We start from the raw sequence: 13,332 nt of genomic DNA on the forward strand, positions 1-13,332 counted from the left end.
AGGTGCGTCCTGGACATCCCCGGCGGAGCAGGCGGAGCCGTGCGGCGGGCAGGCCAAAAGCAGCGGGGGGCATGAAGTCTCCATGAAGTGTGGGGGGTTGGAGATGCACACACGAGAAAACCCCAGTCACGTCGCCGCGGGCTACGCGGGGCGGCCAGATACGACAACTCCCCCACGTCCCCTTCACCGGGCGGTCACCGCAGCGGCGGTCGCACGGTGCGGCCCGCACACATCCCGCACACATCCGAACGTCTTTCGCGCACATCCCGGCGGGCCCGCGGGGCGGGTATGTGCGGCGCTGACGTGTCCTCAGACGCCCGCTTCGACGAGGTCGTCGGTGTGGAAGGTGCGGCGGTAGACGGCGGGTGAGACACCGAAGGCCGCGCGCATGTGGGCGCGCAGGGAGTTGGCGGAGCCGAAGCCGGAGCGGTGGGCGACCAGGTCGATGGACAGGTCGGTGGTCTCCAGCAACTGCTTGGCCAGTTCCAGGCGTTGTGCGGTGAGCCACTGCACGGGGGTCATGCCGACCTCGTCGCGGAAGCGGCGGGTGAAGGAGCGCAGGCTCATCCGGGCGTGTTCGGCCAGGCGGTTCAGGGAGAGGGGCTCGCCGAGGTGTTCCAGGGCCCAGGCGCGGGTGGCGGTGGTGGTGGCGACGGTGGGTTCGGGCACCGGTCGGTCGATGTACTGGGCCTGGCCGCCGTCCCGCCAGGGCGGTACGACGCACATGCGGGCGGCGCGGTTGGCGGCGGCGGCGCCGTGGTCGCGGCGGATCATGTGCAGGCACAGGTCGACGCCGGCGGCGACGCCCGCGGAGGTCAGGACGTCGCCGTCGTCGACGAAGAGGACCTCCTCGTCGACCTTGACGCGGGGGTAGGCGCGGCGGAACTCGGGGGCGAGGTTCCAGTGGGTGGTGGCGGGCCGGCCGTCGAGGAGGCCCGCGGCGGCCAGGACGTAGGAGCCGGTGCAGATGGACACCAGGCGGGTGCCGGGCCGGATGCCGGCGATGGCCGCGGTGACCTCGGGCGGCAGCGGGCCGCCGCGGCCCAGCTCGGGCATGGCGTGCGTGGGCGGGACGATCACGGTGTCCGCGGCGGCCAGGGCTTCGGGGCCGGCCGCGGGCTGCACGGTGAACCCGGCGTCGCTGAGGACCGGGGCGCCGTCGGCGGTGCAGACGGTGACCTCGTACAGCGGGCGTCCGCCGGCGTCCAGGACGCTGCCGAAGACGCGGGAGGGGATGCCGAGTTCGAAGGGCGGGACGCCGGGCAGGGCGAGGACGGCGATGCGGTGCCGCCCGGCCGCGTCGGCGCTCCGGTCGGGGCGGGGGTCGGTGCACGGCCACTGCATCTCGCTCATGGCCAGATCCTGTCACATAGTGGCCAAACGGCCAACACCATGGTGGGGGCGGGTGCCGGATCGTGGACTCACGTCGCACCGGGAAGGCCCGGGCGGCGGCATCCGATCGAGACGGAAAAGAGTGAGGCGGACAGCATGCGTGCGGTGGTCGTGGAGCAGTGGGGCGGACCGGAGACGCTCGTCGAGCGTGAGGTCGCCCGGCCCGAGCCGGGACTGAACGAGGTCCTGGTGCGGGTCCACGCGGCCGGTGTGAACCCGGTGGACTTCAAGACCCGGGCCAGCGGGGCCCTGATCGAGTGGGGCGATCTCCCGGCGGTCGGCTGGGACGTCTCCGGCACCGTGGAGGCCGTCGGACCGGGCGTGGGGATGTTCCGCCCCGGGGACGAGGTGTACGGCATGCCGCTGTTCCCGCGGCAGGCCGGCGCCTACGCCGAGTACGTCGTCGCCCCGGCGCGCCACCTCGCGCCCAAGCCGGTGAACCTCACCCACGTGCAGGCGGCGGCGCTGCCGCTGGCCGCGCTGACCGCCTGGCAGGCCCTGGTGGACACCGCCGGGGTCCGCGCCGGTGAGCGGGTGCTGGTGCACGCGGCGGCCGGCGGGGTCGGTCACCTGGCCGTGCAGATCGCCAAGGCCCGCGGCGCGTACGTCATCGGCACGGCCAGCGCCGGCAAGCACGACCTGCTGCGGCAGCTGGGCGCGGACGAGGTGATCGACTACCGCACGGTCCGCTTCGAGGACGCCGTCGGGGACGTGGATGTGGTGCTGGACGGGCTCGGCGGCCAGAACGCCGAGCGGTCCCTGAAGGTGCTGCGCCCGGGCGGCCGGCTGATCACCCTGCCCGGCCCCGACGACGTCCCCGCCGACGTCCCCGGCCACGTGCGGGCGGTGTGGATGCTGGTCGAGCCCGACCACCTGGGCCTGCGCGAGATCGCCGCCCTGGCCGAGCGGGGCGCGCTCACGCCCGTGGTCGAGACCGTCGTACCGCTGGCCGAGGCCGCGAAGGCGCACGAGATCGGCGAGCAGGGCCGCACCACCGGGAAGATCGTCCTGAGCGTCGCCTGACGCCGGCCGGCCCGGCCGGGCCGGCTGCGGACAGGTGCAGGGGGACTGGAGCCCCGGGACCGACCGGTCCCGGGGCTCTGGGCGTGCCGGGCGGGCGGGGTGGGGGCTCGGGTCTTCGGGGGCGGGGCGGGACCCTCGGGCGCGACTTCGGTGGTGGGGGCTAGGCTCGTGGCTGGTCACGGTCACCTACAAGGGGGTTCGGGGTATGGGCGGGCGAGTGACGGCGGTCAGCAGCAACGGGGAGTACTCGTTCACCAAGCCGAACCGGGACAGCGTCAGATTGCTCGCCGGACTCGGCGTGGAGGGGGACGTGCATGCCGGCGTGACGGTCAAGCACCGCTCGCGCGTCGCGCAGGACCCCACCCAGCCGAATCTGCGCCAGGTCCACCTCCTTCACGAAGAGCTCTTCACCGAGGTCGGCGAAGAAGGGTTCTCGGTGGCGCCCGGCGAACTCGGCGAGAACATCACCACGCGCGGCATCGATCTGCTCGCTCTCCCGGTCGGCACCCTGCTGCGTATCGGCGAGTTGGCGGTCCTGGAAGTCACCGGCCTGCGCAATCCCTGCCTCCAGATCGACACCTTCCAAGGCGGCCTGCTGAAGCGGGTCGTCGGCCGCGACGATGCGGGGAACATCGTCCGCAAGGCCGGAATCATGAGCATCGTCAGAGAAGGCGGCGTGGTGCGCCCCGGCGACACGATCGAGGTGGACCTCCCGGACGGGCCGCACCGGCCCCTGGAGCGGGTCTGACCGGCTTGCCGGGCAGGCCGTGACATGACGACGGCCGCGGGGGATCTTTGAGGTGCCGAGCCCCCCGGCCGAACTCCCGGGCCGGCTCGTGCTTTCCCCGTGGCACCGACGGCCAGGACTGACGCGGACTTCCACCGCCCCGCGGACGCCGCGACGCGCCGGACACCCCTGCCCCGCCGGGCCGGTGAGTGTGTGTCATGTGTGCCGGGCGCGGCACCGCGCCACCGTGGGGGCGGGTACGCCCTGACTTCCGGCCATTCTGCGGGGTGTGACGACCATGGCGACCTGGTCTTTCACCCCCACAAGACTAGTCAGATTCACACTAGTCCGAACTGAATGGAGATCTGCCGCAGGTGGGCCGTGCCCGTGACCTGCCCACACGGCGTTCACACCCCGCACACAGGGAGGGCACGTCTCAAACACGGTCCGTCAACTGGCCTTGCCCCGTTGCTCAGGCGAAGCTGCTCCCGGCCCACAAGGCCGTCGACCCTCACGAAGGAGCTTTCATGCGCACGAACCTGCGCTTCGCCGTCACCGCCGCGGCAGCCACCGCCCTGATCGGTGGAGCGCTCGCCGTCACCTCGGTCACCGCCACCGCGGCACCGGCCGGCCTGTACGCGCCCTCGGCCCTGGTCCTGACCGTGACCCACCCCGGCGGGACGACCGACACCGCAGCTCGCGCCGTCACCCTGAGCTGCATGCCCGGCGCCGGCGGCACCCATCCCGATCCCGCCGCGGCCTGCGCCGACCTGCGCGCCGCCGGCGGACAGCTCGACTCGCTGCTGTCCACGGCGCCCGGCCAGGCGTGTACGCGGCTGTGGTCGCCCGTCACCGTCACGGTCGACGGTGTCTGGCAGGGCACGCGCACCTCGTGGAAACACACCTTTGCGAACTCCTGCGAAATGAACAACGCCGTCGCGCAGAGCAGCCTGCTCAACTTCTGATCCCGCGGGCGCTCCCCCGCCCCGGCTTCCCGGCCCTGCCCGAAAGTGGCCCTTGCCTGCCGCGCGCTAGTGTTCCCGCGTGGCAGGCAAGGGCATATCCACGGCGCGTGGCGACGGGCGCGTCGAGCGGGGCAACCGGACGCGGCGGCTGGTGCTGGCGCAGTCGGTGCGGATCGCGTCCGTGGAGGGCCTGGAGGCGTTGTCCGTGGGCCGGTTGGCGGCGGAGACGGGTCTGAGCAAGAGCGGGGTGTTCGCGCTCTTCGGGTCCAAGGAGGAGCTGCAGCTCGCCACCGTGCGGGAGGCGGGACGCGTCTTCGCCGAGCGGGTGGTGCATCCGGTCGCGGCGGAGCCCGCCGGGATCGGGCAGGTGTGGCGGCTGTGCGAGGCATGGCTGGAGTACTCGCGGTCGCGGGTGTTTCCCGGCGGCTGCTTCTTCTACGAGATCGCCGCCGAGTTCGACGCCCGCCCGGGCCCGGTGCACGACGCCGTGGTCCGCGCCCAGCGCGACTGGTCGGCCCATGTGGAGCGCACCCTCGCCGAGGCGGTCGGCGCGGGCGGCCTGCGGGCGGACACCGAGGTGGCTCAGCTCGCCTTCGAGCTCGTGGCGCTGATGGAGGCGGCCAACGGCATCGCGGTCCTGCACGGCCAGGAGAGCGCCTACCGGCGGGCCCGCACAGGCATCGCCTCCCGCCTGCGGGCAGCCGCCACCGACCCCCACCAGGCCCCCCAAGTCCCGTGAACGCTCAGGCGTTTGCGCTCGCGCCGGGCCGTCCAAAACAACTAGCACGACCGTTCGTACAATTTTAGGCTCGGGTCCATGACCCTTCACGCAGCGGACATCGTCGAGTGGAACCGGATCGCCGTACAGGAGGCGGTGCGGGTGGTGGATCTGGCGGGGGACGACGACTGGGAACGCGACAGCCCGTGTGCGGGGTGGACGCTGCGCCGCCTCGTGGCGCACATGGCGGCTCAGCACCACGGTTTCGCGGCCGCCGCACGGGGCGCGGGGCACGAGGCCGCCCACTGGCGGGAACCGCGGGACATGGGCGAGCCGGCGCGGGTGCACCGCGCGGCCGCGGCGGCCGTACTCGACGCCTTCGCAGAACCGGGCGCCCTCAAGCGGGAGTTCGTGCTGCCGGAGCTGGGCGGCGCCTTCCTGGGCCGCCGGGCCGTCGGCTTCCACCTGGTCGACTACGTGGTGCACGCCTGGGACGTCGCCGCCACCCTCGGAGCGGAGGTCTTTCTGCCGGACGAGGTGCTGCTCGCGGCACTGGCCGTCGCCCGGCGCGTCCCGGCCGACCCGGCCCTGCGGGGGCCCGGCGCCGCCTTCGCCCCCGTGGTACCCACGCCCGAGGAGGCCGAGGGGGCGGGAGCGCTGGAGGAGACGCTGCGGCTGCTGGGGAGGCGGCCGGAGCTGTGGCCGGTGCGCGGGTGAGCACACGCCCACGGCCCGCCGCGCGACGGCGGCTTGCGTGCGCTGCGGCTGCGGCTGCGGTCGACCGCTGCCGCCCCGCCGCGGACGCCACGGCCGCTGCGGCGGACGCGGCGGACGCCCGGCGGTCGCCTCGGTCGCCGGCCGCGACGACGGGGGCGATCTGGAGTGGTCCGCCCGGCCGAGCGGCCGGGGTGCCCGGCCGTACCACGCGACTTCGGTGAACCGGGCCCTTGGTGAAGAGGACCTGGTCATGGCCCGAAGGACTTCTGCGGCACTGGTCACGGCGGTCCTGGCGGGGGTCGACGCGGCCGACGTGCCTGTCGGTGTGACGGCGGCCGGTGATCACCGATTCGCCGATGACCGGTCCGGGCCTGATGCCGTTCATCGATTCCAGCACGCCGCTCTTGGTGGTCTCGGAGGGGAAGCAGGCGACGGCGCAGCGCAGGTGGCCCTGCCGAGAAGGGAGAACGGCCTGATCAGGGTTGAAGCGGTGTGCGGGAGAGGGCGCGGATGCCTCGGGCGCGTCGCGGGCTGGGCCTGGGCCGCGGCGGGGTCAGGCGAACGATCCGTGGTCGCCGAGGATGTCGCGCAGGCGGACGTGGTCGGTGTAGGCGGTGTTGTCGCAAACGGCGACGAGTTCGGTCCGGGTGACCAGGTGGGTGCCCTCGTCGTCCCGGTCGCAGACGACCAGTCGGAGCGTGCCCGCGGCGGCCATGACGGCCAGCGCCACCTCGACGCTCATGTCGTCACAGACCCGGGGTTCGGCCGCGTCCATGATCTCTACCGCCGCCTTCTGCGCGGGGGCGGCGCTCGCCGGGCGGGGCTGCATCTGAGTCGGTGTCAAAAGGTGCCTCCTGCAGAGATGGGTCGGCTTCCTGAGCACGAAGGTTCTAGACCGCCGGGTCCACGGCGGATGTGCGCAGGGGGGTGCGCCGGGTCGCCGAAGAGGGACGGCGGCGGCGTCGGGAGGTGGCGCGCTCGGGGCGTTCGGCCACCGGTGCGGTGATGACGACGGGGATGCCGGACGGGGCCTGGGCTCCGGTGATCCGGCTCAGCGCCTCGTCGCCCGAGCGGATCGGGGTGGTCTGCGGCCGGATGCCGGCGGCCGACATGACGCGGACCATGGCGCGGCGCTGGTTCGGCGTGACGAGGGTGACGACGCTGCCGGACTCCCCGGCGCGGGCGGTACGCCCGCCGCGGTGGAGGTAGTCCTTGTGGTCGATCGGCGGGTCGACGTTCACGACGAGGTCGAGGTTGTCGACGTGGATGCCTCGCGCCGCGACATTGGTCGCCACCAGCACATCAACGTGTCCCGTCTTGAAATGCGTCAGCGTGCGGGTGCGCTGCGGCTGCGTTTTCCCGCCGTGCAGTGCGGCGGCCCGGACCCCGCTGTGGAGCAGTTCCCGTGTGAGCCGGTCGACGGCGTGCTTGGTGTCCAGGAACATGATCACGCGGCCGTCCCGGGCGGCGATCTCGATCGTGGCGGCGTGCTTCTCGGCGTCGTGCACGTGCAGGACGTGGTGCTCCATCGTCGTGACCGCACCGGCCGACGGATCGACCGAATGCACGACGGGGTCGGTCAGATAGCGGCGCACCAGCAGGTCGACGTTACGGTCCAAGGTGGCGGAGAACAGCATTCGCTGCCCGTCGGGACGCACCTGGTCGAGCAGTGCCGTGACCTGGGGCATGAAACCCATGTCAGCCATCTGGTCGGCCTCGTCGAGCACGGTGACGCCCACATGGTTCAGCCGGCATGCACCGCGGTCGATGAGGTCCTTGAGCCGTCCCGGGGTCGCGACGACGACCTCAGCCCCGCCTCGCAAGGCGCCGGCCTGCTTGCCGATCGACATCCCGCCCACCACCGTGGCGAGCCGCAGCTTGACGGAGCGGGCGTACGGCGTGAGCGCGTCGGTCACCTGCTGCGCCAGCTCACGCGTCGGTACGAGGATCAGCGCCAGCGGCCGCCGGGGCTCGGCGCGCTGTCCAGCGGTGCGGGCGAGCAGAGCTAGGCCGAAAGCGAGGGTTTTGCCGGAACCGGTGCGTCCGCGGCCCAGGACGTCGCGGCCGGCCAGGGAGTTCGGCAGCGTCGCGCCCTGGATCGGAAAGGGTGCCCTCACGCCCTGCTTGCCGAGTTCGGCCAGTAGCGGTTCAGGCATGTCGAGATCGGTGAAGGCCTCGACGGCGGGCAGCGCGGGAGTGATCGTCTCGGGGAGCGCGAACTCGCCCTGGGGCTCGGCGCGTCGGGGGGCGTAACCGCCGGAACGGGCCGGCCCTTGGGAACGGCGTGGGGCCGGCGAGCCGAAGCGGCTGCCGCCCTTTCGGGTGTCGGCGCCGGCGGCACGGGTACGGCCGGAGCGGTCGCCTGTACGGTTGCGGTTCATGCGGAACCTTCCTCGATGTGGCACATATCAAGGAATTCCCGTAGCTGTGACGGCACGAAGAATCGCAAGTATGGACCGATGAAACAATGAAGCGAATTCGCGCCGGCGGAAATCCCCGCAGGCGCCGGGCTGGAATCCGTGACGCTACGGGGGACGTGGAATCCTGCGTCGACTGCGGTGCGCGTCTTCAGGATGCGCCTGCCACGCAGGAAGCACCCGCGTGGGGGGAGACTGCGGGTCCGTCCGCATCGTCGGGCATGTTGAACCGCTGCGGGAAATACGTACAGCTGGGGCCCGCACCCCGAGGGATGCGGGCCCCAGCTGCAAAGTGTGTGTCAGCGTCAGGCCGGAACGATGTTCTCGGCCGTCGGGCCCTTCTGGCCCTGGCCGATGTCGAAGCTCACCTTCTGGCCTTCGAGCAGCTCACGGAAGCCCTGGGTGGCGATGTTCGAGTAGTGGGCGAACACGTCGGGGCCGCCACCGTCCTGCTCGATGAAGCCGAAGCCCTTTTCCGCGTTGAACCACTTCACGGTGCCAGTAGCCATGTCATATCTCCTTCGGGGGTACATCGGTATCCGCACTGCACGGACGCCATATATCGCTGAGATGATTACCCCGCCCGGAAAATGACCGGAATACATAAGAGCCCCTACCCGGCAGGAGCCGAGCGGGGCACTTGAAGCTTTGGGAACCACAACTGCAACTGAGATCGACAGTAGCACACCGGATCGGCCTGTCGGGGTTCAATAATTCCCCTCTGTTCATCGGGCCAGAAATCTCGCTGCATCGCCCGCCCGAAATCTCACCTCACGGACACAGATATTGATGCACACGGAGTGCAACGTTGCAGGACGTTCGTGTCGCCCACCGCAAGCGGGCTGCCCAGGGCGGGCCGCCACGCGCGGCTGTCCGAAGATCGGGCGAACGCACCGCCACGGCCGCATGGCCTTCGAGGCCGGCTCGTCGACGTCCGCCTCACGCATGTCACTGATGCGTGACGGCACAGAGCCGCGCGCAACGGCGGCGGGCTTGAGCGGCTGGCGGGCGGACGTGAGCACGCGTGCCGGTTGGCTGCCGATCGAGATGCGCCAGGACCCCGGCAGGGGGTGCCGGGGTCCTTCTGTCGTGCTGTGTGTACCGACTCCAGGCCGGCGTGGGGCGGCCGGCGCGGAGCCGGGACGGGCGCCTGGTCTGCTCCGCCCGTTCTGTCCGGCCCGGCGTCCTGGTCAGGCTGAGGTGTTCGGCTGCGGCCGGCCGCCCTGGGTGCGCAGTTGCTCGTTGATGCGCTGGGCTTCTTCGAGCTGGTCTTCGAGGATGACGATGCGGCAGGCGGCCTCGACGGGGGTGCCCTGGTCGACGAGTTCGCGGGCGCGGGCGGCGATGCGCAGCTGGTAACGCGAGTAGCGGCGGTGGCCGCCTTCGGAGCGCAGCGGGGTGATCAGGCGGTGTTCGCCGAGGGTGCGGAGGAAGGCGGGGGTGGTGCCGAGCATCTCGGCGGCCCGGCCCATGGTGTAGGCGGGGTAGTCGTCGTCGTCGAGATTGCTGGCGGGCCGGGTACTGGCAGGGGGCATAAACCTCTTCTTTCACGGACGCGTCGGGGGGCCCGGGTCGCCGTGCGGCGACCCGGGCCCCGAGCTTTCAACACCATCTACCGGCCGACTGCGCCGGCCTTCTGTGTCCGCAGGGTCCGCCTGGGAGGACGGGGCTGCGGGGATCGCGGATGCGTGACCGGGGACCACCTTCCAATCCGGGGCCTTGCGGTACCCGGGCGGACTTCCTCCTCGCCCGGGCGATCCTGATGGCGCTCTGCTCCTTACCTTCGACTACTCGGTTGCACTGCTACTTACCGCGGGTACTGCTCGCCACCCCATCGGGTCGCGTCCCGCCTGGCCTGTTCGCACGGCGTTCGGCCGTGCCCACGTCGACTTCCTGGGTACGACAGAAAGCGTAACTCCGCAGATGGGCAATGTCTACCGTCGCCGTGACAGATTTCCTCCGTTGCTGCCGCCATGATTCCTGCCCCGAGGGCGCCTGGAGGAGTGCTGCGCCCGGCCGACTCCGGGTCCGGCGGATCAACGTTACCGACACGGAGACGACTCGCCGACGACCCGGCCGGGGGTTGTGTCGTGCCGGGGGTTGTGTCGTGATGCATGCCGCCAGCCCCGCTGGCACCACCGCACCCGTGACACCGCCCGTGACGCCGCCCGCGCCCTCGACAGCCCGGCACCGGCCCTGGAGACGGCACGGGCCCTCGCAGCAGCGGCTTCTCGGCCGGCTTCGGCGCGCTGAAGCGCAGGAGTCCACCGGGCGTCGACCGAGGCGACCTGGCCGTTCGGGCCGCACTCCGCGGCGTCAGTGCTGCGCCGGCCCCACGGGCCGGGCGGCGGCCTGGACGAGGTTGTGCTCCAGGCGCTCCAGGGTGGCGAGGGCGTCGGCGCGCTCGTCGTCGGAGAGGCCCGCGGTGGAGAGGTCCTCCAGCCGGCTCCAGACCTTTTCGACCTCCCGGCGCAGGGCGTGGCTGGCGGCCGTGGGTTCGATGAGGGAGGCCCGCTTGTCGGTGGGCGAGGCGCGGCGGCGCACGAAGCCGGCCTGTTCCAGGCGGCGGACGGTGCGGGTCATGGTGGCGGCGTCGGAGTCCATCAGGCGTACCAGGTCGATCTGGCGTTGGGGGCCCAGTTCCCACAGGTGCATCATGACCAGCTCCTGGCCCGGGTGCAGGCCGATGCGGCGCAGCAGCTGTCCGGCGAACATGCGGTGCAGGCGGGCGAGGCGGAAGATGGCGTGGCTGATCGGCCCGCCGCCGGCCGCGCCCGGGACCGGGACGGTGGCCTCCCGTTGCGCCGCCGCGGATTCCTGTCCGGCCCCGGGTGTCGACTCGGCCATCTCTTCCTCACTCTCCTGTTTGGACAGGACAACTCTACCGTTCACCGATGCCTGGCAGAGGTTTCCTGCTTCTTCCCGGGTGCATCGGTGCAGCTGGAGTGGTGTTTGTGGCGTCGCTTCCGGCTTCGGGGAATGATCCAGTGGGCGTTTACTGTTCGGACAGTGATTTACTTGTTCGGACAGGCATGTGCGGGGAGCGGGTGCGCCCGGCCCGCCGAACGCCACGCATCCCACGAAGGAGACCTGCGATGACCACCGCGTTCGACCCGATCGTCCTGGGCGGCACGCCCCTGGCCAACCGCGTCGTGATGGCGCCGATGACCCGCAGCCGCGCCTACGGAGCGGGCGCCGAGCCGACCGAGCTGATGGCGACGTACTACGCGCAGCGCGCCGGCGCCGGCCTGATCGTCACGGAGGGCGTCCAGCCCTCCCCCGTCGGCCAGGGCTACCCCGACACCCCCGGCCTGCACACCCCGGGGCAGGTGCGGGCGTGGCGGACGGTGACGGACGCCGTGCACCGCGAGGGCGGCGTGATCTTCGCGCAGCTGATGCACACCGGCCGCATCGGCCACCCGAGCCTGCTGCCCGGCCACCTGGTGCCGGTGGCGCCGTCGGCCGTGGCCGCCCGGGGCCGGGTCTACACCCACGAGGGGCCGAAGGAGTTCGTGACGCCGAAGGAGCTCGGCGAGGCGGAGATCGCCCAGACCGTCGCCGACTTCGCGGCCGCGGCCCGCAACGCCGTCGCGGCCGGCTTCGACGGCGTGGAGATCCACGGCGCCAACGGCTATCTGATCCACCAGTTCCTCAGTGACAACGCGAACCTGCGCACCGACGCCTGGGGCGGCGGCGCCGAGGGCCGGATCCGCTTCGCCGTCGAGGTCGTCACCGCCGTGGCCGAGGCGGTCGGCGGCCGGCGGGTGGGGCTGCGGATCTCCCCGGGAAACCCCTTCAACGACATCGCCGAGGACAACCCGGGCGAGGTCTACGGCGCCCTGCTGGACCGGCTCGCCCCCCTGGACCTGGCCTACCTGCACCTGCTGGAGGGCCCGGACGCCGAGCTGACCGGGCGGCTGCGCAAGGCCTGGCCCGGCACGTTCGTCCTCAACCCCTTCACCCACCCCGACGCAACCGGCCCCGACGCGCTCACGCTGATCGAGGAGGGCGCCGCGGACATGGTGGCCTACGGCGCGCTGTTCCTCGCCAACCCCGACCTGCCCCGGCGCCTGGCCGCCGGCGGCCCGTTCAACACCCCCGACCAGACCACCTTCTACGGCGGCGACCACCGCGGCTACACCGACTACCCCGCCCTCACCGCCTGAACGCCCCGCCACCGCCTGGAGGTACCGATGTCCCGCGCGATCACTTTCTGCGAGTACGGCGCGCCCGAGGTGCTGCGGCCGGCCGAGGTCGCCTTGCCGGAGCCCGGCCCCGGCCAGGTCCGCATCCGGGTGCGGGCCGCGTCCGTGAACCCCCTGGACGTGAAGATCCGCTCCGGTGCGATGGCCGGCGCGTTCCCCGTCCGTTTCCCCGCGATCCCCGGTCTGGACGCGGCCGGTGTCGTCGACGCCGCCGGCGAGCATGCCGGCGCGGCCGTCGGCGACGCGGTCCTCGGGGCCACGGTCGGCGGGAGCTACGCCGCGTACGCGCTGCTTCAGGAGCCGGTGGCCAAACCCGCCGCCCTGCCGTGGGAGGTCGCCGCCTCGCTGGTCACCGTCGGCCGGACCGCCGCCCGCGTCCTGGGCGAGCTCGGCGTGCGGGCGGGCACAACCCTGCTCGTCCACGGCGCCGGCGGCAGCGTGGGCATCCTCGCGGTGCAGCTGGCCGCCGCCCGCGGGCTCACCGTCGTCGCCACGGCCGGCGAGCACGACATCGAGCGGGTCACCGCGCTGGGCGCCACCGCGGTCCGCTACGGCGACGGCTGGCTGCGGCGCGTGCGGGACGCGGCACCCCAGGGAGTCGACTACGTCCTGGACGCCTCCGGCGCCGGGGTCCTCGCCGACTCCGTCGCGCTGACCGGCGACAGCGCACGCGTCGTCACCATCGCCGACATGTCCGCCGCCGAGCACGGCGTCCGCTTCAGCGCCGGCGGCCCCGACCGGCCCGGCCAGACCGGCCGGGCCGACGACCCGCTGCCGCAACTGGCCCGAATGGCCGCCGCCGGCACGCTCACCCTGCCCGTCTGGCGGACCTACCCCCTGGAACAGGCCGCCACTGCACACGCCGACCTCGAAGCCCACCGCAACCACGGCAAGACCGTCCTGCTGCCCTGACCCACCCCCACCCGGCACCCCTTAGGCGATCCGCCGATCCGGCGATTCCGGCGATTCCGGCGATTCCGGCGACGGGAACGGCCCGCGGCCGCGGGCCGGACCGGGTCCCGGAGCCGGCCCGCGCCAAGTCCCTGGCAGGCCACCCCTGTTCGCCCTCCAGCCCCGCCCTCGCCCGTCCCGGTGCACAAGGCCCGGGGCCCGGGTGGCCGGCCGTGCGGCGGCCTGCCCGCGGCGGGAGCCGAGGGGGCGCACGGGC

Annotated in this window: 13 protein-coding genes and 1 pseudogene; 7 read left to right on the forward strand and 7 right to left on the reverse strand. The window is 72.6% G+C overall.

Annotation, left to right across the window (positions count from 1 at the left end; all coding sequences use genetic code 11):
* Positions 1-309: 309 nt before the first annotated feature.
* Positions 310-1,344 (reverse strand): GlxA family transcriptional regulator, encoded by a 1,035-nt coding sequence (locus tag BLW57_RS00720; RefSeq protein ID WP_256339778.1) that lies wholly within the window; start codon positions 1,342-1,344, stop codon positions 310-312.
* 144 nt (positions 1,345-1,488) lie between these two features.
* Here BLW57_RS00720 and BLW57_RS00725 point away from each other — a divergent pair, with 144 nt between their 5' ends.
* The 5 genes from BLW57_RS00725 to BLW57_RS00745 all read left to right on the forward strand — a co-directional run bounded on the left by BLW57_RS00725 (position 1,489) and on the right by BLW57_RS00745 (position 5,542).
* A complete protein-coding gene (locus BLW57_RS00725; RefSeq protein ID WP_093471385.1) occupies positions 1,489-2,415 on the forward strand; it encodes an NADP-dependent oxidoreductase in 927 nt (308 codons plus the stop codon).
* 205 nt (positions 2,416-2,620) lie between these two features.
* Positions 2,621-3,163 carry an MOSC domain-containing protein gene (locus tag BLW57_RS00730; protein ID WP_093471386.1) on the forward strand — a complete coding sequence of 181 codons (543 nt, stop codon included), beginning with the start codon at positions 2,621-2,623 and terminating at the stop codon, positions 3,161-3,163.
* Positions 3,164-3,669: 506 nt separating this feature from the next.
* Positions 3,670-4,107, forward strand: a complete 438-nt coding sequence (locus BLW57_RS00735; protein ID WP_093471388.1) for an SSI family serine proteinase inhibitor — start codon at positions 3,670-3,672, stop codon at positions 4,105-4,107.
* 94 nt (positions 4,108-4,201) lie between these two features.
* Positions 4,202-4,846, forward strand: a complete 645-nt coding sequence (locus tag BLW57_RS00740; RefSeq protein ID WP_093480434.1) for a TetR/AcrR family transcriptional regulator — start codon at positions 4,202-4,204, stop codon at positions 4,844-4,846.
* A 78-nt stretch (positions 4,847-4,924) separates the two neighbouring features.
* Positions 4,925-5,542 (forward strand): TIGR03086 family metal-binding protein, encoded by a 618-nt coding sequence (locus tag BLW57_RS00745; protein WP_093471390.1) that lies wholly within the window; start codon positions 4,925-4,927, stop codon positions 5,540-5,542.
* A 243-nt stretch (positions 5,543-5,785) separates the two neighbouring features.
* Here BLW57_RS00745 and BLW57_RS41920 read toward each other — a convergent pair.
* The 6 genes and pseudogenes from BLW57_RS41920 to BLW57_RS00770 all read right to left on the reverse strand — a co-directional run.
* Positions 5,786-5,987 (reverse strand): annotated as a pseudogene (locus BLW57_RS41920) (SCO5918 family protein); the annotation flags it as partial.
* 108 nt (positions 5,988-6,095) lie between these two features.
* Complete coding sequence (locus BLW57_RS41115) at positions 6,096-6,386, reverse strand: CBS domain-containing protein (RefSeq protein ID WP_176985389.1); 291 nt, start codon at positions 6,384-6,386, stop codon at positions 6,096-6,098.
* A 46-nt stretch (positions 6,387-6,432) separates the two neighbouring features.
* Positions 6,433-7,923, reverse strand: coding sequence for a DEAD/DEAH box helicase (locus tag BLW57_RS00755; protein WP_093471393.1), 1,491 nt, complete (start codon positions 7,921-7,923; stop codon positions 6,433-6,435).
* A gap of 341 nt (positions 7,924-8,264) precedes the next feature.
* On the reverse strand, positions 8,265-8,468 hold the full coding sequence (locus BLW57_RS00760; RefSeq protein ID WP_093471394.1) for a cold-shock protein: 204 nt from the start codon (positions 8,466-8,468) through the stop codon (positions 8,265-8,267).
* 681 nt (positions 8,469-9,149) lie between these two features.
* The gene (locus BLW57_RS00765; protein WP_093471396.1) at positions 9,150-9,494 is read right to left on the reverse strand and encodes a MerR family transcriptional regulator; all 345 of its coding nucleotides are present in this window, start codon (positions 9,492-9,494) and stop codon (positions 9,150-9,152) included.
* A gap of 781 nt (positions 9,495-10,275) precedes the next feature.
* Positions 10,276-10,806 (reverse strand): MarR family winged helix-turn-helix transcriptional regulator, encoded by a 531-nt coding sequence (locus BLW57_RS00770; RefSeq protein ID WP_093471397.1) that lies wholly within the window; start codon positions 10,804-10,806, stop codon positions 10,276-10,278.
* Between the two features lie 248 nt (positions 10,807-11,054).
* Between BLW57_RS00770 and BLW57_RS00775 the strand changes: the two genes are divergently transcribed.
* Together BLW57_RS00775 and BLW57_RS00780 are read left to right on the forward strand one after the other, a co-directional pair.
* Positions 11,055-12,125, forward strand: a complete 1,071-nt coding sequence (locus tag BLW57_RS00775) for an alkene reductase (protein WP_093471399.1) — start codon at positions 11,055-11,057, stop codon at positions 12,123-12,125.
* 27 nt (positions 12,126-12,152) lie between these two features.
* Positions 12,153-13,076 (forward strand): NADP-dependent oxidoreductase, encoded by a 924-nt coding sequence (locus BLW57_RS00780; RefSeq protein WP_093471400.1) that lies wholly within the window; start codon positions 12,153-12,155, stop codon positions 13,074-13,076.
* Positions 13,077-13,332 lie beyond the last annotated feature (256 nt).

It is taken from the genome of Streptomyces sp. 1222.5, from assembly GCF_900105245.1.
Classification (GTDB): Bacteria; Actinomycetota; Actinomycetes; order Streptomycetales; family Streptomycetaceae; genus Streptomyces; species Streptomyces albidocamelliae.

Coding starts and splice junctions, on each gene's coding strand:
- BLW57_RS00730 (WP_093471386.1), top strand. CDS start 2,621: ATGGGCGGGCGAGTGACGGCGGTCAGCAGCAACGGGGAGTACTCGTTC.
- BLW57_RS00735 (WP_093471388.1), top strand. CDS start 3,670: ATGCGCACGAACCTGCGCTTCGCCGTCACCGCCGCGGCAGCCACCGCC.
- BLW57_RS00770 (WP_093471397.1), bottom strand. CDS start 10,806: ATGGCCGAGTCGACACCCGGGGCCGGACAGGAATCCGCGGCGGCGCAA.
- BLW57_RS00745 (WP_093471390.1), top strand. CDS start 4,925: ATGACCCTTCACGCAGCGGACATCGTCGAGTGGAACCGGATCGCCGTA.
- BLW57_RS00780 (WP_093471400.1), top strand. CDS start 12,153: ATGTCCCGCGCGATCACTTTCTGCGAGTACGGCGCGCCCGAGGTGCTG.
- BLW57_RS00775 (WP_093471399.1), top strand. CDS start 11,055: ATGACCACCGCGTTCGACCCGATCGTCCTGGGCGGCACGCCCCTGGCC.
- BLW57_RS00720 (WP_256339778.1), bottom strand. CDS start 1,344: ATGCAGTGGCCGTGCACCGACCCCCGCCCCGACCGGAGCGCCGACGCG.
- BLW57_RS00725 (WP_093471385.1), top strand. CDS start 1,489: ATGCGTGCGGTGGTCGTGGAGCAGTGGGGCGGACCGGAGACGCTCGTC.
- BLW57_RS00765 (WP_093471396.1), bottom strand. CDS start 9,494: ATGCCCCCTGCCAGTACCCGGCCCGCCAGCAATCTCGACGACGACGAC.
- BLW57_RS00760 (WP_093471394.1), bottom strand. CDS start 8,468: ATGGCTACTGGCACCGTGAAGTGGTTCAACGCGGAAAAGGGCTTCGGC.
- BLW57_RS00755 (WP_093471393.1), bottom strand. CDS start 7,923: ATGAACCGCAACCGTACAGGCGACCGCTCCGGCCGTACCCGTGCCGCC.